Annotated in this window: 17 protein-coding genes; 11 read left to right on the top strand and 6 right to left on the bottom strand. The window is 68.8% G+C overall.

Going from position 1 to position 22,630, the window contains the following annotated elements; translation table 11 throughout:
• Nucleotides 1–48: 48 nt before the first annotated feature.
• The 3 genes from SALPAC6_RS0110375 to SALPAC6_RS0110365 are packed head-to-tail and all read right to left on the bottom strand — an operon-like array spanning nt 49 to nt 2,755.
• Complete coding sequence (locus SALPAC6_RS0110375; protein WP_018253353.1) at nt 49–834, bottom strand: ABC transporter permease; 786 nt, start codon at nt 832–834, stop codon at nt 49–51.
• Nucleotides 831–2,030: an ABC transporter ATP-binding protein gene (locus tag SALPAC6_RS0110370; RefSeq protein WP_026189519.1), complete on the bottom strand. Its 1,200-nt coding sequence runs from the start codon at nt 2,028–2,030 to the stop codon at nt 831–833. Before SALPAC6_RS0110370 ends, SALPAC6_RS0110375 begins: the two co-directional genes overlap by 4 nt.
• Entirely contained in the window at nt 2,027–2,755 is a 729-nt protein-coding gene (locus SALPAC6_RS0110365; protein ID WP_018253351.1) for an ABC transporter permease, read from the bottom strand. Before SALPAC6_RS0110365 ends, SALPAC6_RS0110370 begins: the two co-directional genes overlap by 4 nt.
• A gap of 730 nt (nt 2,756–3,485) precedes the next feature.
• On the opposite strand from SALPAC6_RS0110365, the gene betA reads away from it, so the two are divergent.
• The 6 genes from betA to SALPAC6_RS0110335 all read left to right on the top strand — a co-directional run bounded on the left by betA (nt 3,486) and on the right by SALPAC6_RS0110335 (nt 11,990).
• The gene (betA, locus tag SALPAC6_RS0110360; RefSeq protein WP_018253350.1) at nt 3,486–5,162 is read left to right on the top strand and encodes a choline dehydrogenase; all 1,677 of its coding nucleotides are present in this window, start codon (nt 3,486–3,488) and stop codon (nt 5,160–5,162) included.
• 64 nt (nt 5,163–5,226) lie between these two features.
• Complete coding sequence (locus SALPAC6_RS0110355) at nt 5,227–6,696, top strand: aldehyde dehydrogenase family protein (protein WP_018253349.1); 1,470 nt, start codon at nt 5,227–5,229, stop codon at nt 6,694–6,696.
• Between the two features lie 167 nt (nt 6,697–6,863).
• On the top strand, nt 6,864–7,943 hold the full coding sequence (locus SALPAC6_RS0110350) for a quaternary amine ABC transporter ATP-binding protein (protein WP_020493566.1): 1,080 nt from the start codon (nt 6,864–6,866) through the stop codon (nt 7,941–7,943).
• Nucleotides 7,943–9,937, top strand: coding sequence for an ABC transporter permease (locus tag SALPAC6_RS0110345; RefSeq protein ID WP_018253347.1), 1,995 nt, complete (start codon nt 7,943–7,945; stop codon nt 9,935–9,937). The genes SALPAC6_RS0110350 and SALPAC6_RS0110345 overlap by 1 nt, the downstream gene beginning before the upstream one ends.
• Before the next feature lie 80 nt (nt 9,938–10,017).
• Entirely contained in the window at nt 10,018–10,989 is a 972-nt protein-coding gene (locus SALPAC6_RS0110340) for an ABC transporter substrate-binding protein (RefSeq protein ID WP_018253346.1), read from the top strand.
• A 191-nt stretch (nt 10,990–11,180) separates the two neighbouring features.
• Nucleotides 11,181–11,990 (top strand): SAM-dependent methyltransferase, encoded by an 810-nt coding sequence (locus tag SALPAC6_RS0110335; protein ID WP_026189518.1) that lies wholly within the window; start codon nt 11,181–11,183, stop codon nt 11,988–11,990.
• Nucleotides 11,991–12,034: 44 nt separating this feature from the next.
• Here the strand turns inward: SALPAC6_RS0110335 and SALPAC6_RS0110330 are convergent, their stop codons facing one another.
• The 3 genes from SALPAC6_RS0110330 to SALPAC6_RS0110320 all read right to left on the bottom strand — a co-directional run bounded on the left by SALPAC6_RS0110330 (nt 12,035) and on the right by SALPAC6_RS0110320 (nt 15,056).
• On the bottom strand, nt 12,035–12,487 hold the full coding sequence (locus tag SALPAC6_RS0110330; RefSeq protein ID WP_026189517.1) for a MerR family transcriptional regulator: 453 nt from the start codon (nt 12,485–12,487) through the stop codon (nt 12,035–12,037).
• Nucleotides 12,487–13,986 carry a SulP family inorganic anion transporter gene (locus SALPAC6_RS0110325; protein ID WP_018253343.1) on the bottom strand — a complete coding sequence of 500 codons (1,500 nt, stop codon included), beginning with the start codon at nt 13,984–13,986 and terminating at the stop codon, nt 12,487–12,489. The genes SALPAC6_RS0110330 and SALPAC6_RS0110325 overlap by 1 nt, the downstream gene beginning before the upstream one ends.
• Before the next feature lie 266 nt (nt 13,987–14,252).
• Nucleotides 14,253–15,056: a pyridoxamine 5'-phosphate oxidase family protein gene (locus SALPAC6_RS0110320; protein ID WP_018253342.1), complete on the bottom strand. Its 804-nt coding sequence runs from the start codon at nt 15,054–15,056 to the stop codon at nt 14,253–14,255.
• Nucleotides 15,057–15,166: 110 nt separating this feature from the next.
• Between SALPAC6_RS0110320 and SALPAC6_RS0110315 the strand changes: the two genes are divergently transcribed.
• The 5 genes from SALPAC6_RS0110315 (at nt 15,167) to SALPAC6_RS0110295 (ending at nt 22,623) form a co-directional block, all read left to right on the top strand.
• Nucleotides 15,167–16,963 (top strand): carbon starvation CstA family protein, encoded by a 1,797-nt coding sequence (locus tag SALPAC6_RS0110315; protein ID WP_018253341.1) that lies wholly within the window; start codon nt 15,167–15,169, stop codon nt 16,961–16,963.
• Between the two features lie 396 nt (nt 16,964–17,359).
• Complete coding sequence (locus SALPAC6_RS0110310; RefSeq protein ID WP_018253340.1) at nt 17,360–18,952, top strand: GGDEF domain-containing protein; 1,593 nt, start codon at nt 17,360–17,362, stop codon at nt 18,950–18,952.
• An 82-nt stretch (nt 18,953–19,034) separates the two neighbouring features.
• A complete protein-coding gene (locus SALPAC6_RS0110305; RefSeq protein WP_018253339.1) occupies nt 19,035–19,340 on the top strand; it encodes a hypothetical protein in 306 nt (101 codons plus the stop codon).
• Between the two features lie 199 nt (nt 19,341–19,539).
• On the top strand, nt 19,540–20,985 hold the full coding sequence (locus SALPAC6_RS0110300) for a glucose-6-phosphate dehydrogenase (RefSeq protein WP_018253338.1): 1,446 nt from the start codon (nt 19,540–19,542) through the stop codon (nt 20,983–20,985).
• 105 nt (nt 20,986–21,090) lie between these two features.
• Entirely contained in the window at nt 21,091–22,623 is a 1,533-nt protein-coding gene (locus tag SALPAC6_RS0110295; RefSeq protein WP_018253337.1) for an ABC transporter substrate-binding protein, read from the top strand.
• Nucleotides 22,624–22,630: the final 7 nt, after the last annotated feature.

Genomic DNA, 22,630 nt, shown 5'->3' with positions numbered 1-22,630 from the left:
CTTGGGGTAGTGCGAGTGTCGGTGGTGGGTAGGTGCGAGCGACGCCGCTCAGTCGAGCCCACGGGGCCGGAGCAGGTCGGAGATCACTCCGCCCAGCCAGTCCAGCGTCAACGCCAGGGTTGCGGTCAGAACGGCTCCGGTGACGAGGATCGTTTCGCGTTGGAGCTTGATCCCGGTCACGATCAGCGAACCCAGCCCCCCGGCGTTGATGAACGTGGCGAGGGTGGCCACGCCGACGGCGAGGACGAGTGCGGTCCGCACCCCGGCGAGGATCACCGGAACGGCCAACGGCAGTTCGATCCGGAGCAGGACGGCCAGTGGCGACATACCGATGCCCCGTCCCGCCTCGACCAGATGGCGGTCCACCTGGTTGATCCCGACGATGGTGTTCTGGAGTACCGGGAGGACGGAGTAGGCGACCAGGCAGATCAACGTGGTCGAGAAGCCGATGCCGAGGAAGATGCTCAACAGGACGAGAAGCCCGATCGCGGGGGTCGCCTGGCCGATGTTGGCCAGGCCGGTGGCGAACGGAGCCAGCCATCGCATGGATGGACGGGTGAGCAGGATGCCACCCCCACCGGCGATCGCCACGACGAGCACGGTGGTCAGCACGGTGAGGGTCACATGCTCGCCGACCGCTCGCAGCAGCTTGTCGGCCTCCAGGGCGCGCTGTTCGATGTCGTCCAGGTCCGTGGTGCTGATCCAGAGGTAGACGCCGAGCAGCACCACCGCGAGGATCGCCGGCATCGTGGCGTGTCGCCGCAGCAGCCCGCGCCAGCGAGACGGCGGGGTGAGTACGGTCTCCTCGGCCCGGATCTGGGTGGCGCTGCTCATCGCTGCTCCGGGGTGAGCTCGGCGGTGCGGGCCACGCCCGCACGTGGGCCGGGAACCTCGGCGCCCGGCTCCTCCTGCTCTGGCGTGTGGTGGATCACCTGCATCAGGCCGTCGAGCGTCACCGTGCCGGCGTAGCGGCCCTGTTCGTCAACCACGACCGCGGCGCCGTCGCGAGAGGCGAGCATCGCGTCCAGGGCGTCGCGGAGCGTCGCCTGTGGCTCGACCGTCGTCACCGTCTGGCCGGCCCCGTCGAGAGTGCCCGCGTCAGCGGCCAGATCATGGGCGTTGACCCAGCGCAGCGGCCGATTGTCGGCATCCACGGTCAACGCCGAGGAGCCCTCGGCCTGCTCCAGCCGGCGCTTCGCGCCGTTGGCGGCCTTGTCCGGCTGGATCAGCGGGACATCCTCCCACGTGATCTCGTCGACCCGGCGCAGGTCGAGCTGCTTGAGCCGGGCACCGCGGCCGATGAACTGGGCGACGGTGCTGTCGGCGGGGTTCGCCAGCAGGCTTTCCGGGGTGTCGAACTGCCGAATCTTGGACCTCTCGCCGAGGACGGCGATCCGCGTGCCCATCTTGATCGCCTCGTCGAAGTCGTGTGTGACGAAGACGATGGTCTTGCGCAACTGCTCCTGCAGGCGGAGGAACTCGTTCTGCAGCCGGTCCCGGGTCATCGGGTCGGTGGCCCCGAAGGGCTCGTCCATCAGCATCACCGGCGGATCCGCGGCGAGCGCCCGGGCCACCCCGACGCGCTGCTGCTGCCCACCGGAGAGTTGGCGGGGCAGCCGGTTGCGGTAGATGGCCGGCTCGAGGCCGACGAGGTGGAGGAGTTCGTCGGCCCGGGCCTCGACCCGCTTGCGGTCCCAGCCGAGCATCTTCGGCACCAGCCCGACATTGGTGGCGACGCTCATGTGCGGGAAGAGCCCCACCTGCTGAATGACGTAACCGATCTGTCGGCGCAGGTCGTTGCCGTCCAGTGCGGTCACGTCGGTGCCGTCGATGAGAATCCGGCCGCTGCTGGGCTCGATCAACCGGTTGATCATCTTCATGGTCGTGGTCTTGCCGCAGCCGGAGGGGCCGACGAAGACGACGATCTCGCCCTGCTGGATCGTCATCGACATGTTCTCGACGACCGGGGCCTTCTGTCCCCGGTAGAACTTGCTGACCTGCTGCAGGTCGATCATTACGTCGCGGCTCATTCTCGGCCTCCCAAGGAGGGGGAAGGGACTGCTGTGCTGGGCGTGAGCGCCGGGCGGCTCGCCAGGCGCGGGCGGAACAGCTTCGGTCGCTGCCCGGCCTGGGTGAGCTTGCCCAACAGCGCGAGGGCGAAGTCGACAGTGAGCGCCAGCACGATGACGCCGACCGTTCCGACCAGAGCCTGGTTCAGGGAGTTCACACCGCCGAGGTTGGTCAGGCCGGCAAAGATCTGGTGGCCCAGCCCCGGGCCGCCGACATAGGCGCCGACTGCGGCGATCCCCATCGTCATCTGGGTGGACACCCGAATCCCGGTCAGGATGACCGGCCAGGCGAGTGGGATCTCCACAGTGGTCAGGGATCGGATTCGGCTCATGCCGATTCCCCGCGCGGCCTCGGTCAGGGCCGGGTCGATCTCGCTCAGGCCCACAATGGTGTTCCGAAGGATCGGCAGCAGCGCATACATGGTGAGAGCCACCAGGGTGGGCGCGTAGCCCAGCCCGAGTGGTGCGATCAGGAGGCCGAGTAGTGCGAATGACGGGATGGTGAGCATGGCCGCGGCCGTAGCCGTCGCGATGGCCCGGGCACGTGGGTTGCGGTAGGTCCAGAGGGCGATCACGACGCCGATGACCGTCGCCAGAGCGACGGACATCAGCACAATTGTCGCGTGTTCGCCGGTCTGTATGAGTAGCAGTTCATGCCGACTTTGTAGATATTCGAGGAACGTCATGTGTCACCTGTCACCTCCTGCTGTGGCAATCGTGGCCCTGGGTCAAGGAGCGGCTGGGTGGGCCGTAGCGAAAGCGGGTCAGCCATCAGCGAGTGGTGATCAGCCGATGGCGGCAAAGGGGGTCCGACCAGGGGCTGAACCGCGACTCAGGGAGCACGGGCCCGCGTCGGTTCGAAGCCGCCGTCCTCCCTTGCCTCGTCAATTTGGAGCACAATCTTAACTCAACGTCACACCAGGGACTGCGCGCCCTCTTGGGCATCGAGTGTGGGATGTGGGATAGAGCGGGCGAAAAACCCTGATGGCGCTGGTCGATCTGTGCCGTCAGTCGCCACCGTGCCGGGCGGTGGTCGTGGGGCGAGGATGTCTCGACGGCGAGGTGTCTGTCCCCGTGGTGGCTGAGGTGGTCGTGCCGTGACGTCCTGATTTGGCTCACATGGGTACAAGAACGTTATCTTGTGTTCCTCGTCCTGTGATCTCTTCCGTATGTGCAGGTCAGGAGCGTGCGCGCTGACAGGGCGCGGCGGAACGCGAGGTAAGGTTGCATACCTGCACGCATCCGGTTCGACCCCCGAACCGGTCGGGAGCGCGCGGCCGGTCGGGAGCCGGTGCGGACGCACCGGACGGACGCGACTGTGGAGTGACGTGCGCCATGCCATCAAGTCGCAGCTTCGTCCTGTCGTCATGCCCGGGTTCGACGAGTTCCGCGACCAGTTGAGTGAGGTGAGTGGAAGTGACAACTCAGCGTTATGATTTCGTCATCGTTGGTGGCGGTTCAGCCGGCAGCGCGCTCGCCGACCGGATCTCCGCCGACCCGGGTAACCGGGTTCTGGTTCTGGAGGCGGGTCGTCCCGACTACCCGTGGGACGTCTTCATCCACATGCCGGCGGCGTTGCCGTTTCCGATCGGGAGCAGGTTCTACGACTGGCAGTACAACTCGGAGCCGGAGCCGCACATGCACGGGCGGCGTATCTACCACGCCCGGGGCAAGGTGCTGGGCGGGTCGAGCAGCATCAACGGAATGATCTTCCAGCGGGGCAACCCGTTGGACTACGAGCGGTGGGGCGCCGATCCGGGCATGGAGACCTGGGACTTCGCCCACTGTCTGCCGTACTTCAACCGGATGGAGTCTGCCCTGGGGGCGGATCCGGACGACCCCTTCCGTGGCCACGACGGCCCGCTGGTGTTGGAGCGCGGCTCCGCGGACAACCCGGTGATCCAGGCCATGCTCGCGGCGGCGGAGCAGGCCGGCTACCCGCGCACCACCGACGTCAACGGTGCGCAGCAGGAGGGTTTCGCCCCGTTTGACCGGAACGTTCGTCGTGGTCGGCGGTTCTCCGCGGCCCAGGCCTACCTGCGCCCGGCGATGAAGCGACCCAACCTTGAGGTGCGTACCCGTGCCTTCGTCACCCGCGTCATCTTCCAGGGCACCCGCGCCGTGGGCGTCGAGTACACCCGTGGCCGTGGGACGACCCCCCACCGGGTGTACGCCAACGAGGTGATCCTCAGCGGTGGTGCGATCAACACGCCGCAGTTGCTGCAACTCTCCGGTGTGGGCAACGCCGACGAACTGGGCGGCCTGGGCATCGACACGGTCGCGAACCTGCCCGGCGTGGGCGAGAACCTGCAGGACCACCTGGAGGTCTACATCCAGCACGCCTGCACCCAGCCAGTGACGATCCAGCCCTACCTGAACTGGCGGTACGCGCCGTGGATCGGCGCGAAGTGGCTGTTCGGACGGACGGGTCTGGGCGCCACCAACCACTTCGAGGCGGGCGGCTTCGTCCGGAGCAACGACGCCGTCGACTACCCGAACCTCATGTTCCACTTCCTGCCGATCGCGGTCCGCTACGACGGCTCTTCCCCCGCCGGTGACCACGGCTACCAGGTGCACATCGGGCCGATGTACTCCGACGCCCGCGGTACGGTCAAGATTGTCAATCGTGATCCACGGGTGCACCCGGCCCTGCGGTTCAACTACCTCTCCACCGAGCAGGATCGACGGGAGTGGGTGGAGGCGGTCCGGGTGACCCGCGACATCCTTGGCCAGCCCGCGTTGGCGCCGTTCAGCGGTGGTGAGATCTCTCCCGGGCCCGAGGTCCAGACCGACGAGGAGATCCTCGACTGGGTCGCCCGTGAGGGTGAGACCGCGCTGCACCCGTCCTGCACGGCCAAGATGGGGACCGACGACATGTCTGTGGTGAACCCCACCGACATGCGGGTGCACGGGGTGACCGGGTTGCGGGTGGTGGACGCGTCGGTGATGCCCTACGTCACCAACGGGAACATCTACGCCCCGGTGATGATGGTGGCCGAGAAGGCGGCGGACCTCATCCTGGGCAACACGCCGTTGCCGCCGTCGCCGCTCGACTACTACCGGCACGACCGCGGTTCGTCGGCGGTGGCATGATGCCGCGTCGCGAAGGCAGAGCTGTGCCAGGGAACCACTCGACGAGTGCACCGGGGAGTTGCGCGTGAAGGACCTATACATCGATGGAGAGTGGCGGGAGTCGGTAGCCGGAGGGCACCGGGAGATCCGCTGCCCGGCCGACGGCACCTCGGTGACCACCGTCACCGAGGGGACCCGGGACGACACGATCGCGGCGATCCGCGCGGCCCGGAAGGCGTTCGACGAGGGGCCGTGGCCGAAAACCCCGGCCGGCGAACGCGGCGCGCTGCTGCACCGCGTCGCCGACCTGCTCCAGCGGGACAAGCAGAAGTTCGCCCGCGCGGAGTCGCTCGACACCGGTAAACGGCTGGTGGAGAGCGAGTACGACGTCGACGACGTGACCGCCTGCTTCCGGTACTACGCGGGAATCGCCGACACCGACAGCGGACGCGTCGTGGACACCGGGCGCAGCGACGCGATCAGTCGGGTCGAGTACGAGCCGATCGGTGTGTGCGGGCTGATCACGCCCTGGAACTACCCGTTGCTGCAGACTTCGTGGAAGGTCGCCCCGGCGCTCGCCGCCGGAAACACCTTCGTTCTCAAGCCCAGCGAGCTGACCCCCTCGACCGCGATCCTGCTGATGCGGCTGCTGGACGAGGCCGGGCTGCCGCCGGGCGTCGCCAACCTGGTCCTCGGCGCCGGTGCCGAGGTCGGCGCACCGCTGGCCGAGCACCCGGACGTGGATCTGGTCTCGTTCACCGGGGGCCTCCAGACCGGGCGTGGCCTGATGGCGGCGGCGGCGACGACGGTGAAGCGGGTGACGCTCGAACTCGGCGGCAAGAACCCGAACGTCGTCTTCGCCGACGCCGACTTCGACGCCGCCGTGGACTTCGCGCTCACCGCGGTGTTCCTGCACTCGGGCCAGGTCTGCTCGGCCGGTACCCGGCTCGTCGTCGAGGAGTCCATCCACGACGCCTTCGTGGACGCGGTCGTGGACCGCGCCCGTCGGATTCGCCTCGGTGGGCCCTTCGACACCGCCGCGGAGACCGGCCCGCTGATCTCCGCCGCTCACCTGTCCAAGGTGGAGTCGTACGTCGCCGCCGGAGTCGCCGAGGGCGCGGTGCTGCGCTGTGGTGGCCGTCGCCCCGACGGCGACGGCCTCGCCAACGGCTTCTACTACCTGCCGACGGTGCTTGACGGCTGTCGCGGGGACATGTCCGTGGTCCAGGAGGAGTCCTTCGGCCCGGTCCTCACCGTCGAGACCTTCACCGACGAGGACGAGGCGGTCCGCATCGCCAACGACACCCACTACGGCCTCGCCGGCGCGGTCTGGACCAGCGACGCCAGCCGGGCCCAGCGCGTTGCGCAGCGGCTGCGGCACGGCACCGTCTGGATCAACGACTACCACCCGTACGTACCGAAGGCGGAGTGGGGCGGCTTCCGGCAGTCCGGCAACGGCCGCGAGCTGGGCCCGACCGGGCTCAACGAGTACCGGGAAATGAAGCACATCTGGCAGAACACCGATCCCCGTCCGCAGCACTGGTTCCGCGGCTAGCGCCCCCACGCCATCCCGAAGCCGTCGCCCGAGGAAAGAGACGAGTCAGCCATGTCTGTCCCAACCGACTACCACCACCGTCCCGGCGGGCTCATCCCCGCGTGCGCACCCCGGCGCTGCACGGGCGTGCCGAGGGCGCGGAGCAACGACCGGGCGGGGTGGGCATCATGAGCACGGATACGGCGGTTCAGCCGCGCGGGCAGGTCAACGATCATCAGACTCCGGTGATCTCGGTCCGGAACCTGTGGAAGGTGTTCGGTCCGAACGCGGATCGGGTGCCCGGCTCGGCCGAGCTCGCGGCGCTGTCCCGGCGGGAGCTACGGGAGCGGGCCCGGTGCACCGCGGCGGTACGGGAGGTGTCGTTCGACGTCGCACCCGGTGAGGTCTTCGTCGTGATGGGGCTCTCCGGCTCCGGCAAGTCCACGCTGGTGCGCTGCCTGACCCGGCTGATCGAGCCGACCGCGGGAGAGGTGGTCTTCGAGGGCGAGGACATCCTGCGTGCCGACAAGAGGCGGCTGCGGGAGCTCCGTCGCCGTAAGTTCTCGATGGTCTTCCAGCACTTCGGTCTCCTGCCGTACCGAACGGTGGTCGACAACGTCGGGTATGGACTGGAGATCCGGGGCGCCGGCCGCGCCGAGCGGATCCGCCGGGCGACCGAGGTCATCGAGCTGGTGGGCCTCGACGGCTACGAGCACTCGTACCCGGACCAGCTCTCCGGCGGTATGCAGCAGCGCGTCGGGTTGGCGCGGGCGCTGGCCGGTGACCCCGACGTGCTCTTCTTCGACGAGCCGTTCTCCGCGCTGGACCCGCTGATCCGCCGCGACATGCAGAACGAGGTCATCCGGCTGCACCGCCAGGTCGGCAAGACGATGGTCTTCATCACGCACGACCTCTCCGAGGCGCTCAAACTCGGCGACCGGATCCTGCTCATGCGCGACGGCAACGTGGTGCAGGCCGGGACCGGGGACGAACTGGTGGGGGCGCCGGCCGACGAGTACGTGCGTGACTTCGTCCAGGACGTGCCCCGCGCTGACGTCCTCACCCTGCGGTGGATCATGCGTCCATCCCGGGACGCCGACCAGCTGGACGGCCCCGAGCTGGGTCCGGGTGTGATCGTGCGGGATGCGGTCCGCACGGTGCTCGCCGCCGACCGGCCGGTGCGGGTCGTCGAGAACGGGGAACTGCTGGGCGTGGTCGGCCATGCGGAGGTCCTCGACATTGTCGCCGGCAATCAGGCGGGCGCCTAATGGCCACGACGACCATGACCGGCTCGTCAACGCGGACCACCCCACGTCGACGAATCACCAAGCCGCTCGCGGTGGTGGGTCTCCTCGCACTCTGGCTCGTCGCCTGGAGCCTGCTGCGCGGCCAGGACATGTTGGAACTGCCCCGGGCCACGCTGACCGATCTGCACCACTGGCTCAACGACGTCAACGACTCAGTCGGCGCCAGCCGGAACAGCAGCCCGATCTTCCTGTACTTCTTCAACGAGATTCGCGCGGTGATGGACGCGCTGGTGACCTTCGTCCAGGGGCTCATCGCGCAACCGGCCTACGGGCGGCCGGTGCCGGTGCTCGGGTGGCTGGGTGTGGTCGCGCTCGTCTCCTACGCCTCCTGGGTGTTCGCCAACTGGCGGGTGGCGCTGCTCGCCGCGGGCGGGTTCACTCTCTTCGGCCTGCAGGGGCTGTGGCAGGAGAGCATGGACACGCTCGCGCTGACGTTGGTGGCGGTCTTCGTGTCGCTGTTGTTCGGCATTCCGCTGGGCATTCTGGCCGGGGTGTCGGACCGGTTCCACCGGTTGATCACTCCGGTGCTGGACCTCATGCAGACGATGCCCACCTTCGTCTACCTCGCGCCGCTGACCCTGGTCTTCCTGATCGGCCCGGCCTCCGCGACGATCGCGACCCTGATCTACGCCATGCCGCCGGCGATCCGGATCACCGCGCACGGGATCCGGTCGGTGCCCGCGCCGCCGGTGGAAGCCACCGACTCGTTCGGAGCGACCCGGCGGCAGCGGTTGACCAAGGCGCTCCTGCCGCTGTCGAAGCGGACGATCGTGCTCGGCGTCAACCAGACGATCATGGCGGCGTTGGCGATGGTGACCGTCGCGGCCCTGATCGACGCTCCTGGCCTCGGTAAGACGGTGATCAAGGCCCTGCAGACCACTGACGTCGGTACCGCGTTCAACGCCGGCGTCGCGATCGTGGTGATGGCCATCGTTCTGGACCGGGTCACCACGGCGGCCAGCGTCCGTGCCGAGCAGGGCGGCGGTGACCTCAATCCCCGGATCCGCCGGCTTCTCCTGGCCGGGTTCGGGCTGGTCGCAGCGTTCTGCTCGTACCTGTCCTACACCTACCTGTGGGCCTCTGAGTTCCCGGATGGCGGTCAGCTCGGCGAGTACCTGTCGCAGGGGGCCACCGCGGTGACGACGTGGGCGCAGCAGAACCTCGCGGACCTCACCGCGGGGGTGAAGGACGGCGTGACCATCATGCTGCTCAACCCGCTGGAGGCGTTGCTGGCGGAGTCGCCCTGGTGGTTGATGGGTGCGGTGATCGTGCTGCTCGCCGCGCTGATCGGTAACCTGCGCGCCGCCGCCGTCGCCGCGGTCTGTGTGGGGCTGCTGGTCGGCAGTGGGCTCTGGAACGCCAGCATGATCACTCTTGCCATGACGCTCGTGGCCACGCTGTTGGTCGTGACGCTGGGAGTGGTCATCGGCGTGTGGATGGGGCGGAGTAGCCGGGTCGATCGGGTCATCCGGCCGGTCCTGGACGCCGGTCAGACCATGCCGGCCTTCGTCTACCTGATCCCGGTCGTCGCCCTCTTCTCGGTGAGCCGCTTCAGCGCCATCGTCGCCGGTGTCGTCTACGCCGCGCCGGTCGCCATCAAGATCGTTGCGGACGGGGTGCGCGCCATTCCGGAGTCGACGGTGGAGGCGGCTACCGCAGCGGGCTCCAACACCTGGCAGACCATCACGAAGGTCCAGCTGCCGATGGCGCGGCAGTCGTTGCTGCTCGCCACCAACCAGGGGCTCATCTACGTGCTGTCGATGGTGGTCATCGGTGGCCTCGTCGGGGCCGGTGCGCTCGGCTACGAGGTCGTCGCCGGTTTCTCGCAGGGGCAGCTCTACGGCAAGGGCCTGGCGGCGGGCGTCGCGATCGTCGTACTCGGGATCATGCTGGACCGGATCGCGCGTGCTGCCGCACAGCGGTCGGACCGCGCTCCCAGCGCCAACCAGACGTGACTCATCCGCCGTTCCGGTGCGCCGGGACCGCGGAATCGGAGTTGACCGACGAACAACACACCTTTGGAGGGTGACTGTAAATGAGATCCTTTGTTGGCAAGAGGGTCCTCGCGGGCGTCTCGCTGTCCACGGTGGCGGCGCTCACGCTCACCGCGTGCGGTGGGTCCAAGATCGAGTCGACGGACGCCGCCGACTCGGGTGACTGCGGCACCTTCACCATCGCGATCAACCCCTGGGTCGGGTACGAGGCGAACGCGGCTGTCATCGCCCACGTCGCCGAGACCGAGCTCGGCTGCAAGGTCGTCAAGAAGGACCTCAAGGAGGAGATCGCCTGGCAGGGCTTCGGCACCGGCCAGGTGGACGCGATCGTGGAGAACTGGGGCCACGACGACCTCAAGAAGAAGTACATCGAGGATCAGAAGACCGCGGTGAACGCCGGTTCGACCGGTGTCGAGGGGGTCATCGGCTGGTATGTGCCGCCATGGATGGCCGAGGAGTACCCCGACATCACCGACTGGAACAACCTGAACAAGTACGCCTCGCTCTTCAAGACCACGGAGTCCGGCGGCAAGGGACAGCTGCTCGACGGTGACCCGTCCTTCGTCACCAACGACGAAGCCCTGGTCAAGAACCTGGGGCTGGACTACCAGGTGGTCTACGCGGGCAGCGAGCCGGCCCTGATCCAGGCGTTCCGTCAGGCGGAGGAGAAGAAGGAGCCGGTGCTCGGCTACTTCTACGACCCGCAGTGGTTCCTCTCCGAGATCGAGCTGGTGAAGGTTGACCTGCCCGAGTACCAGGAGGGCTGCGACGCCGACCCGGAGAAGGTCGCCTGCGACTACCCGGTGTACGACCTCGACAAGATCGTGAGCAAGTCGTTCGCCGACGCCAACGGGCCGGCCTACCAGCTGGTCGACAACTTCAACTGGACCAACGAGGACCAGAACCTGGTGGCCCGGTACATCGCCCAGGACAACATGTCGCCGGAGGAGGCGGCTGAGAAGTGGGTCGAGGCCAACCAGGACAAGGTTGAGGCCTGGCTGCCGCAGAGCTGACCACCTCGCAAGGCCATGTGCGGTGGCGCCGGGACGTACCGGCGCCACCGCACAGCTGTCTGCTCGACCTTCTGCGGTCCGGCAGCTCGCCCGGGATCGCTCCGCCGGTGTTCGCGGGACCACGGACGAGCCGCGGTGTCGCTACGCTACGGCAGTGCTGTTGGCGTAGCTAACCAAACCCGGGGGTTGACGTGTCGCAGAACCAGGCCGAGCGGCAGACCGGAGACATCGACTCCAGGTTGGATATATCGGTGCCGCATTCGGCGCGGGTGTGGAACTACTGGTTGGGCGGCAAGGACAACTTCGCGTCGGACCGGGTGGCCGGCGACCAGGTTCGGTCGATCTTCCCGGAGATCGTCGAGGCCGCTCGCTACTCGCGGGCATTCCTGCGCCAGGCCGTGACCTACCTCGCCGCCGAGGCGGGCATCCGCCAGTTCCTCGATGTCGGCACCGGTCTGCCGACCGCCGACAATACCCACCAGGTCGCCCAGCGGATCGCACCGCAGGCCCGCGTCGTCTATGTCGACAACGACCCGATGGTTCTCGCGCATGCTCGGGTGCTGCTGACCAGCGACCCGGCGGGCGCCACCCAGTACCTCAACGCCGACCTGCACGATTCGGAGCGGGTCATCCGGGAGGCCCGGGCGACGCTGGACCTCAGTGAGCCGGTCGGCTTGATGATGTTGGGGGTGATGGGCCATGTCGCGGATCCTGCCCAGGCGCGGGACGCCGTACGTGCTCTGGTCTCGTCCCTACCGTCGGGCAGCTTCCTGACGATGTCCGACGGCACGGCCACCAGCGAGCGGGTGATCGAGTCCCATCGGCAGTACAACGAGAGCGGCGCGGCACCGTACCACCTGCGCGAGGTCGCCGACTTCACCGCCTTCTTCGACGGGCTCGAGCTGGTCGAGCCGGGTGTCGTGCCGCTGGGACACTGGCGACCGGAGAACGGCTCGCGGATGGTGGTGGACGGCTACTGCGGGGTTGCCCGCAAGCCCTGACCACCAGCGCGGCCCCGGCCGGCCAGAGCCGGCCCGGCCCGGCGTCAGTGGTGAGCCCGGTGTTGGTCGAGTTGGCGGTGCAGGGCGGCGGCGAAGCCCTCCGCGGTGCGGAGCTGCTCGCGCAGCGTCTCCACCCGGGTGGCGGCGACGGTGTGGAACAGGCCGAGCCGGTCGAGCAGCGCGGGCCGGTCGGCAGCGTCGGCGGTGACCAGGGCGTCCAGGACGGCGAGCAGCGCCCGCATCTCGTCGAGGCTGAACCCGAGCGGTTTCATCCGCTTCACCATTGCGAGACGCTCCAGGTCGGCGTCGGTGTAGAGGCGGAATCCACCCTCGCTGCGTGCTGACGGGATGATCAGTCCGGCGTCCTCGTAGTGCCGGATGGTGCGAATGCTCAGCCCGACCCGCTCGGCCGCCTCGCCGATTCGCATCAGTGGCCCGACGCCCGACCGGTGCCTGGCGGAGCCGGGCGCGGGACTACCGGGCACCGGGCCGGGCATCAGTGGCCCCCGCCGAGGTTGCCGGCCAGGTTGCCGTGAATGGCCGCACTGGGCTGGTTCAGCTCGATGATCTCGACGGTCTTGCCGCGAGCCGCGTACTTCGTGGTGATCGCGTCCAGCGCCGCGACCGACGAGGCGTCCCAGACGTGGGCGTGGGTCATGTCGATGACCACGTGTTGTGGGTCGTTGGCGTAGTCGAACTGGTAGACCAGATCGTTGCTGGCAGCGAAGAACAACTCGCCGTGCACCGAGTAGATGCGGCTCTCACCGTCGGGATCCAGCACGCTGGTGACCTCCACCAGGTGCGCGACCCGGTTGGCGAAGATCACCATGGCGGTGAGGACGCCGATGACCACACCGATGGCCAGGTTGTGGGTGACCAGGGTTGTGGCGACGGTGGCGACCATGACCAGCGTCTCGCCCCAGGGCATCCGCTTCAGCGTGGCCGGGGCCACCGAGTGCCAGTCGAAGGTCGAGACCGAGACGATGATCATCACGGCGACCAGGCCGGCCATCGGGATCGTGGCGACCACGTCACCCAGGCTGACCACCAGGATGAGCAGGAACACGCCGGAGAGGAAGGTCGACAGCCGGGTCCGCGCGCCGGACGCCTTGACGTTGATCATCGTCTGGCCGATCATCGCGCAGCCACCCATACCGCCGAAGAAGCCGGTGACGATGTTGGCGACGCCCTGTCCCCAGGACTCGCGGGTCTTGTTGGAGTGGGTGTCGGTGATGTCGTCCACCAGCTTGGCGGTCATCAGCGACTCCATCAGCCCGACCAACGCGACGCCGAGGGCGTATGGAGCGATCAGGGTCAGGGTGTCGACGGTCCAGGGGATCTGCGGCAGCCCGAGGGTGGGCAGGCTGTTGGGCAACTCGCCCTGGTCGCCGACGGTCGGTACGGCAATCCCGGCGATGACCGTGATGCCGGTCAGGACGATGATCGTTACCAACGGGGCGGGTACGGCTCGAGTGATTCGGGGTAGCCCGATCATGATCGCCAGGGCCAGGCCGACCAGCGGGTAGACCAGCCACGGGACCCCGAGCAGGTACGGCACCTGTGCGGAGAAGATGAGGATGGCCAGCGCGTTGACGAAGCCGACCATCACGCTGCGGGGGATGAACCGCATCAGCCTCGCGACCCCGAGCAGCGCCAGTAGCACCTGGAAGATGCCGCCGAGGATCACCGCGGCGATCAGATAGTCCAGCCCGTGTTCCTTCGCCAGCGGTGCCACGACCAGAGCGATCGCCCCGGTCGCCGCGGAGATCATCGCCGGTCGGCCGCCACAGATCGCGATGACGACAGCCATGGTGAAGGAGGCGAACAGCCCGACGCGGGGGTCCACCCCGGCGAGGATCGAGAAGCTGATCGCCTCGGGAACCAGCGCCAGGGCGACGACCAGACCGGCGAGCACCTCGGTACGAAGAACCTTCGGCGTCAGCCAGGACGGGCGGGACAGGCGCGGCCGGGTGACCGCGGGCAGCTCAGGAGACATACGGCCGTTTCCACTCGGGTGTGCGCCGGGGCGCACACAGATCGGCACGTCCAACTCGGGACGTGCCGAATTTCGTACACAAACAGTCTGGGTTGGAAAACCCGGGGCTGATCCGGGCAACCTTTGCCCGGGAGGGACCGTGAGGGGTCAGCAGCCGCACCTCGACGACCGGGACCGAACTCTACCCTTCGGTGAGGGGAGAGTTGCCCTTCCGTGATGGGCGTCACCGATGAGCCGCCGGGTGCGGCCTGGCTCGCCTGGGTGCGCTACGGCCGGTGGGCGTCAGCCTCGCCGTTGAGGGCACGGCGGCATGCTCGGGCGAGTCGCCGGTGCCGGGTCAGCCGCTGCCACATGCCGAGCGGTGGTGCCAGCGGGGCGCGGTGGGGTGCTTCGGCGACGGCCAGCCTGTCTCCGGTCAGCCGGCCGCGGGTCAACCACGGTGTCCATCGCTCCAGATCGGGGCGGGAGAAGTCGTGTTCGAGCAGGACCGCCGCTCCCGTCGGCAGCGGCCCGCCGGTGAGACTCGCCACCCGGATGCGGTGTTTGTCCCCGCCGAGCCGGCGCACGGTCTCCACCGCCAGCCGCCGGTCTGCGGTGCTGACAACGAGCACCTCGCCGTGCCCCCCGCGGCGGACGCCCACCGGGGCACTCGTCGTGACCGCCAGTGGCACGATCAGCCGGGGCAGGTACCACCAGTGCTCGCGGCGCAGCAGCGGTGAGTCGAGGAACGCCCGGGCCGGCGGATACTTGCGTAGCTCCTGCAGGAGTAGTCGGTCGGAGAAGAGCGTGCCGTCCCGGTCTTCGATCAGCCGGGGTCGGCCGCGCATCACCACCGCCCGCCAATCCCGGCCGGTGAGTCGGTCGTCAGAGATCACCAGTGCGGCCTCGGGGGCGGTGGCCAGCCGGCGGGCCAGGGCCGCCTCGGCGTAGGGGAACGCGATCGCCGGCTCGTCGTCCAGCAGCAGCGGCGTGACCGGACGGGCGTGCGGGCGGCCGGCGCTGTCGAGCCAGCCGAATTCCCCCACGGTGGCCGCTCGCACCGCGCGCCGGGTCGCTGCGTCGATATCCATGGCAGTTAGTGTCGTCGATTGACTGGTGAATGTGACCCCCGTTACATTGCTGATCGGGGTCCTGATCAGCGGGGGGCGCTTCCGCCCAGGTCGACCGCAGGGAGGCAGTATTGCCCGCCGTAGTCGTCGTCGCCGTGGTCATGGTGATGTTCGCCCTCGGATACCGGTACTACTCGCGTTACCTCGCTGATCGGGTGTACGGGTTGGACCCCACCTATGTCACCCCGGCACACCAGTTCAACGACGGGGTGGACTTCGTCCCCACCAATCGGCACGTGCTCTTCGGCCATCACTTCACCTCGGTCGCCGGAGCAGCTCCGATCGTCGGCCCCGCGATCGCCGTGTTCTGGGGGTGGGGGCCGGCGTTGGCCTGGGTGGTGCTCGGCACCATCTTCGCGGCCGGTGTCCACGATTTCGGGGCGTTGGCGGTCTCGGTGCGGCACCGGGCCCGCAACATCGGGACCCTCACCGCGGACGTGATCAGCAAGCGGGCTCGGGCGCTCTTCCTGCTCATCATCTTCTTCCTGCTCACCCTGGTCAACGCGGTCTTCGCGGTGGTGATCGGTAACCTGCTCGTCGCGTACCCGGGCGCGGTTATCCCGATCTTGGTGGAGATTCCCCTCGCCATCGCGATCGGCCAGTACATCTACCGCACCCGGCGCCCCGCCCTGGTGCCGTCGATCGCCGGCGTGATCATCCTTTACGTGCTGATCTGGGTGGGTAACATCTGGCCGATCGAGATCACCGGGCTGGCCGACCAGCTCGGGTTCGCCCAGCCGCGTGACCTCTGGGTGATCATTCTCTTCGTGTACACCTTCGTCGCCTCGCGGTTGCCGGTCTGGCTGCTGCTGCAACCACGCGACTACATCAACTCGCACCAGCTCTTCATCGCCTTGGCGGTCATCTTCGTCGGTGTGCTGGTCGGGCTGGACCGGATCGTGGCGCCGTTGGTCAACGACGTGCCAGCCGGCTCGCCGAGCATCTTCCCGTTCCTGTTCATCACTATCGCCTGTGGGGCGATATCCGGCTTCCACTCGCTGGTGGCCTCGGGCACCACCGCGAAACAGCTGGACCGGGAACCCGATGCCCGGTACGTGGGCTACGCCGGGGCGATCGGCGAGGGCAGCCTCGCCCTCGGGTCGATCATCGCGGTCACGGCCGGGGTGGCCGCCAGCCGGGCCGAGTGGGACAACCTGTACGCCACCCACGCCGCGGCATCGGGCGGGGCGACCCGCAACTTCGTCAACGGCATCGCCAGCTTCGCCGCCAACCTGGGGGTGGAGTTCCAACTCGCGACCGTCTTCGCCGCGGTCGTCGTGATCTCGTTCGCAGCCACCACGATGGATACCGGCGTCCGATTGCAGCGCTACATCGTCCAGGAGATCGCCGAACTGGTCGGCTGGCGGCGGGTGGCGCGGAACCTGACGGTGGCCGGCCTGCTGGCGATCGCCGCACCGCTCGCGCTCGCGTTGCTGCCCGGCGGCGGGGATGCCGGCTACACCTTCGGGGTCCTATGGCGGCTCTTCGGCACCACCAACCAGCTCACCGCCGGCCTGGCGTTGGCCGTGATCGCGGTCTGGGTGCTGCGGCGCCGACGAAACCCGGTCGCGGTCGTCGTACCGCTGGTCTTCCTGCTGGCAATGACGACGTGGGCGCTGATCGTGCAGCTACGTGAGTTCGTCCGGGCCGACGAGTGGGTGCTGGCACCGCTGGACGCGATCATCTTCGTGCTCGCGGTCTGGCTGATCGTGGAGGCGGTGCTCGCGTTGCGTCGGGCCGGTGGGCCGGCGGCCGAGGCGGAGGCGATCCCTGGCCCCCGCCCCGCGCTGGATCCCACCGGGACCGAGCGTGGAGCCGAACCCACCGACAGCACGGCGGCCAGCACCGGGGACAGCCAGCGTCGATGAGTCGGCATCGGTCCTGCTGACTCGTCCCCTGGGGTGTCGGCCTGCCGCAGGCCACTGCATCCACTCCGGAACACGCGCTGCGCCTCATCCGGCCTGCCCTCGACCCGCCACAGCGGTCAGCGGGCTGTCGAGCCGCCCGTCGGTGAGACCGGTGCCGTCCCGGCTGACCCCACGGGTATTTCCCCGCTCGGCCCACCGGGCGGTTCCCGGCCATGCCGGCTACGTGGCACCGGCCCGGCACAGCTGATCCGGCGGAGCACGCACCGGGTTGACGGGAATCCGACGCCCCGCAACAACAACTGGATCAATTCCGCTCTCCAGGGTTGACGAGACCATGGTCATGAGGCCACACAATGATGGTTGCCCTTGGCGTCAGGCTGTTTCTGAGGAGGCCGGATGGATGATGTGACCCACCGGGCCCTGCACCTCCTCGAGGAAGCGCAGGCCGGTGCCGCGGCCCAGGTGCTGGCCGTCGCCGAGTCCGCGCTGCGGGAACCCACCGGTGACATCTGTGACGGGCCGGCGGCGATGCACTTCGTGCGGGTCGTGGCGTTGACCCGACTTGGTGACCTGCGGGCCGCCGTCGCCGCCGCCGACCTGATGCTCGCCGCCGCGGATCGGGAACGGAGCACCGGTTGGCGCTCGTGCGCGCTGTCCCTGCGCGCCATCAGACGGCTGCGCCTCGGCGACCTGGACCTTCGCGAGCACGACATCTCCGCGGTGCTCCGGGATCTGGTCGCCGCAGAGACCACCCTGCTCGCCGGGGAGACCGATCCGGTGATTGCGGGCAACGCGCACACCGGGATCGCGATCGGGTACGCCCAACTGCGCCTTTACGAGCTGGCCGCGCCCCAGTTCCAGGCGGCCTACGAGACCACCTTCCCGGCGTCGTACCCGGACAACGGCAACCGGGCGATGTGGCTGTGCAACCTCGCCGAACTCAACCTGGTGTGGGCTCTGGAGCTGTACCAGGTTGGCCAGGCCACGGAGGCGGAGAAACACCTCACCGTGGCCGAGGAGAACGCGGTGCGGGCGGCGGCGGAGGCCTCCGGGCCGAAGGCGGAGGTCTGGCGACACACCGCGTTGCTCTTCGCGGCGTCCGCGCGCGCAGACCGCCAGGATCCCGCCGGCGCGGCGGACGAGATTCCCCGCCACCTCGCCCAACTCCAGGCGTACGGCGTGTCGGCCCAGCAGCCGGAGCTTCTGCTCTGCCGGCCCTTCCACGCGGTGGCACTCAACCGTTGCGGCCGGCGGGACGAGGCCCTGCGGGTCATCGAAGCGGCCGTTGCTGACCTGCCGCCCGACCCCGACTGGCTGGCCTGCGCGGCACTGCACCGCACGCACGCGATACTGCTGGCCAAGGACGGATCGCGCGACGTCGGGCCCGGACTCACCTACGGCGACACGCTGGCCGAGCTGTTGTGGCGCCAACGGCACCGTTGGCTGCACGCCGCGGCGACGATGCAGTCGTACGACCTCCTGCGTTGGCAGCATGAGCAGGCGGAGCGGGCGGCGCGGACCGACCCGCTCACGGGGGTGGCGAATCGGCGTGGGCTCGACACCTTCCTGCGGGGCCTGGCGGCCCCGGGGACGACCGACGACCACCGGATCGCGGTGCTCGCCCTGGACATCGACTGCTTCAAGCGGATCAACGACTCGCAGGGGCACGCCGCCGGGGACGAGGTGCTGCGCGCGGTGGCGCAGGCGCTGACGACCAGCGTCCGCAAGGGTGACTTCGTGGCCCGGCTGGGCGGTGATGAGTTCGTCGCCATCCTCCCCGGTGCCGACTGCGCCGCCGCAGAACAGGTTGCCCTCCGGGCCGTTGCCGCCGTGAGCGGACTGACGCGGTGGCGGACGGGGGTCAGCGTCGGGGTCGCCAGCGGTGCCGCCCACTCGCTCGGGATGTCGCTCGCCGACGCCGACCGTGCCATGTACGCCGCGAAGCGGGCCGGCGGCAACCAGGTGAGCCGCGGGCACGTCGCGACCTGAACTCGCAGCGATTCCGGCCGCGGACAGCGTGGCCCGGTCGGGGCGGGAGGTTTCTGGCCGGCCCGGCGGGGAAGCCAACAGTATGGCCGAAACCTTCGCGGATCAGGATCTGGCTACCCTGCGGTCCATCGCGCGTGGCGCCGGGATAGCGGACACCGAACGCATGCCGCACGACGAGTTGGTCGAGATGCTGAGCCGGGCTGGCTTGGCCGAACCGGACAGCGATGCGGCCGAGCAGCCCACTCGGGATCCGGCCGGGCTCGCCGGCCTGCCCCGCAGTGATCTCACCCTGGGCGACGAGAGCACCGGCGGACGGGCCGCTGAGGAGTCGATCGGTGCCTGGCCGGGGGAGTCGGGTACCGAGATTCCCGACCGCACGGAGCGCTGATCGCCGACCACTGACTGCTGACCACGGGCGCGCCGCCTCCGGGAGCCGAACAGCCGGTTCGACCGCGGAGCGGCGCGTGCGTTGATCACACCGGGAAACCCGGCTGAGTCGGCGGCCGGAACGAGGCATCACCGTGACTGGCGGGCGGTCCCCGCCGAACCGGGCCGTACCGACCGGCCCGGCAGGGCATGGTGGGGGTATGACGACCTCGCAGTCCGACCCCGCTGGTCACCCCGCCGATCGGGGGGATCGTCGCCCCCAGACGTTGCTCCTGCTGGGTGCGACCGGTGATCTGGCCGAGCGGCTGCTGCTGCCGGGTCTGGGGCGGCTGGTGGCCACCGGTGCCCACCCGAATCTCCACGTGCTCGGCAGCGGCGTGGACGTTTGGGATGACGAGCGTTGGCGCCGCCGGGTGGCGGATGCCTTCGCCGCGGCGGGCGCGACCGGTCCCCGAGTCAAGGAGGTGGTCCGCACCACCTGCTATCTGCCCGCCGACGTGACGAAGGAGGAGGATCTACGCCGGCTGTTGTCGAACTGTCACGACCAACTCGTGATCTTTTTCGCGCTGCCGCCGGCGATCACCGCCCGAGCCGCCGCCGCGTTCACCCAGATCGGCCTGCCACCGGGCACCCGGCTGATGTTGGAGAAGCCCTTCGGCACCGACGCTGTCTCGGCCCGCTCCCTCAATGAGGTGCTGGCCCGGCTGGTGCCGGAGGAGCAGATCTACCGCATCGACCACTTTCTCGGTAAGTCCACGGTGATGAACATCCTCGGGCTGCGCTTCGCCAACCGGATCTTCGAGCCGATGCTGAGCGCCGCGCATGTGGCCTGCGTGGACATTGTTTTCGACGAGACACTGGGTCTGGCCGGCCGGGCCGGATACTACGACGGCGCCGGCGCGCTCATCGACATGGTGCAGAGTCACCTGCTCCAGGTTCTCGCGTTGATCGCGATGGACGCCCCGCCCACCCTCGACGCCCGGGACCTGCGGGGCCGCAAGGCGCAGGTGCTGCGGGCCACCCGGGTGTGGGCGGAGGACCCGGCGACGTGGAGCCGTCGGGGTCGGTACACGGCGGGGGAGGCCAACGGGCAGCGGCTGCCCGGGTACGCCGACGAGCCCGGTGTTGACCCGAGCCGGGGTACCGAGACATTCGCCGAGCTGGTGCTCTGCGTCGACACCTGGCGCTGGGCCGGCGTGCCGTTCCGGCTACGTACCGGTAAGGGGCTCGCGGCGCGCCGCAAGGAGGCCGTGGTCACGTTCAAGCAACCACCCCGGGTGCCGTCCGGACTGATCGGGTATGACCAGCCCGACCGGCTGCGGATTGGCTTCGGCCCGGACCGGCTCGGCCTCGACGTGAACATCAACGGCCCCGGGAACCCGCTGGAGCTGAGCCAGGTGCACCTGGTGGCCGACTTCGGCCCGGGGGATCTGCCGCCGTACGGGGAGGTGCTCCGCGGTGCCTTCGACGGCGACCCGACACTGTCGGTCCGGGGGGATACCGCCGAGGACTGCTGGCGGATCGTCGCTCCGGTGCTGGAGTGCTGGCGGGCGGGGGCGGTGCCGTTGCGGGAGTACCCGGCGGGCAGCTGGGGCCCGGAGGATTCCCTATTGACCCCGGTGCCGGGCATGGCGACCGAGGGCTGACTCCGGTGCCGGGTAGGTATCCGCCACGATTTTTGACATGGTCCGGCTCGAGAGTGAGACTCACGTGATCGTTCACTGTGCCGGGAAGAGTCCACAGGGGGGACCATGTCCAGCAAGAGATTCCGGGGGGCCGGTGTCGCGCTCGCCGTGACGTTCGGTCTGCTGGCGGGCTGCAGCGCCGGGGAGGGCGTCGAGGTCGACGAGGGGCAGGCCGGCGCCGGTGGGGTGCTCACCGCCGCGATCAGCGGGGAGCCGGATCAGCTGGACCCACACCACACCTCGGCCTATCCCAGCTTCCAGGTGCTCGAGAATGTCTACGACACGCTCGTCGAGCCGGACGCGAACCTGGCGATGAAGCCTGCCCTGGCGACCGAGTGGGACACCAGCGACGACCAGCTGACCTGGACGTTCACCCTTCGGGCGGAGGTGACTTTCAGCGACGGGTCCCCGCTCACCGCCGAGGACGTGGTCTACTCGTACAACCGGATCATCGACGAGGAGCTGAACGCCGCGTACCGGTTCGCCACCGTCGAGTCGGTGACGGCCCCGGATCCGGGCACCGTCGTCGTGCGGCTGACCGCGCCCACCCCGAACCTGCTCGCCAGCCTCGGTGGCTTCAAGGGGATGGCGATCGTGAAGAAGTCCAACGTGGAATCCGGGGCGGTGAAGACGGCGCCGATCGGTAGTGGCCCGTTCGCCGTCTCCTCCTACAGCGCCGGGGACAGCATCAAGCTGGTCCGCAACGACAACTACTGGGGTACGAAGCCCAAGTTGGACGGAGTGACCTTCACCTTCGTGCAGGATCCGACGGTGGCCCTGCAGAATCTGCGTAGCGGCGAGGTGCAGTGGACCGACAACCTGCCGCCGCAGCAGGTGTCGGCGCTTCGTGAACAGGACGACCTCGTCGTGCGCTCCGCGGCGTCGAGCGACTACTGGTACCTGGCTCTCAACCAGGCTCGCAAGCCGTATGACGATGTCAACGTGCGCCGAGCGGTCGCCTTCGCGCTCGACCGGGCGGCGATCACCAAGGCCGCCAAGTTCGGGCTGGCGACGGTCAACCAGACCGCCATTCCGAAGGACAGCACCTTCTACTACGACTACGCGCCGTACCAGCAGGACCTGGCGCAGGCGAAGCGGCTGCTGGCCGAGGCTGGAGGGACCGATCTGACCATGGATCTGATGGTCACCAACGAGTACCCGGAGACGGTGACCGCGGCGCAGGTCATCGCGGCGCAGCTCAAGGAGATCGGCATCGCTGTCAAGATCCGTACGCTGGACTTCGCCCAGTGGCTTGACGAGCAGGGCAAGGGAAACTTCGACTCGTTCATGCTCGGTTGGCTGGGCAACATTGACCCCGACGAGTTCTACTACGCCCAGCACCACAGCGCCGGCACCTTCAACTTCCACGGATACCGCAACCCGGCCGTGGACAACCTGCTCGACCAGGCCCGGACCGAGACTGACCAGGCCGCGCGGAAGCAGCGGTACGAGCAGGCGGCCAAGCAGATCGTCGACGATGCCAGCTACCTCTACCTCTACAACCCGGATGTGGTGCAGGGCTGGTCCGCGCAGGTCAGCGGCTACGAGGTTCGCGCCGACCGGGCGATCCGGTTCCGCGACATCGCTCTTGCCCGGTGAGTTGGCG

The sequence above is a fragment of the Salinispora mooreana genome (assembly GCF_000379065.1).
Classification (GTDB): domain Bacteria; phylum Actinomycetota; class Actinomycetes; order Mycobacteriales; family Micromonosporaceae; genus Micromonospora; species Micromonospora mooreana.
The sequence above is the reverse complement of the archived record's forward strand: the minus strand, read 5'-3'. Positions and strand labels throughout refer to the sequence as shown.

Bases quoted from the DNA above. Each gene is read 5' to 3' on its own strand.
- SALPAC6_RS0110375 (WP_018253353.1), bottom strand. From the start codon at position 834: ATGAGCAGCGCCACCCAGATCCGGGCCGAGGAGACCGTACTCACCCCG.
- SALPAC6_RS0110370 (WP_026189519.1), bottom strand. From the start codon at position 2,030: ATGAGCCGCGACGTAATGATCGACCTGCAGCAGGTCAGCAAGTTCTAC.
- SALPAC6_RS0110365 (WP_018253351.1), bottom strand. From the start codon at position 2,755: ATGACGTTCCTCGAATATCTACAAAGTCGGCATGAACTGCTACTCATA.
- SALPAC6_RS0110350 (WP_020493566.1), top strand. From the start codon at position 6,864: ATGAGCACGGATACGGCGGTTCAGCCGCGCGGGCAGGTCAACGATCAT.
- SALPAC6_RS0110345 (WP_018253347.1), top strand. From the start codon at position 7,943: ATGGCCACGACGACCATGACCGGCTCGTCAACGCGGACCACCCCACGT.
- SALPAC6_RS0110340 (WP_018253346.1), top strand. From the start codon at position 10,018: ATGAGATCCTTTGTTGGCAAGAGGGTCCTCGCGGGCGTCTCGCTGTCC.
- SALPAC6_RS0110330 (WP_026189517.1), bottom strand. From the start codon at position 12,487: ATGCCCGGCCCGGTGCCCGGTAGTCCCGCGCCCGGCTCCGCCAGGCAC.
- SALPAC6_RS0110325 (WP_018253343.1), bottom strand. From the start codon at position 13,986: ATGTCTCCTGAGCTGCCCGCGGTCACCCGGCCGCGCCTGTCCCGCCCG.
- SALPAC6_RS0110320 (WP_018253342.1), bottom strand. From the start codon at position 15,056: ATGGATATCGACGCAGCGACCCGGCGCGCGGTGCGAGCGGCCACCGTG.
- SALPAC6_RS0110310 (WP_018253340.1), top strand. From the start codon at position 17,360: ATGGATGATGTGACCCACCGGGCCCTGCACCTCCTCGAGGAAGCGCAG.
- SALPAC6_RS0110305 (WP_018253339.1), top strand. From the start codon at position 19,035: ATGGCCGAAACCTTCGCGGATCAGGATCTGGCTACCCTGCGGTCCATC.
- SALPAC6_RS0110300 (WP_018253338.1), top strand. From the start codon at position 19,540: ATGACGACCTCGCAGTCCGACCCCGCTGGTCACCCCGCCGATCGGGGG.
- SALPAC6_RS0110295 (WP_018253337.1), top strand. From the start codon at position 21,091: ATGTCCAGCAAGAGATTCCGGGGGGCCGGTGTCGCGCTCGCCGTGACG.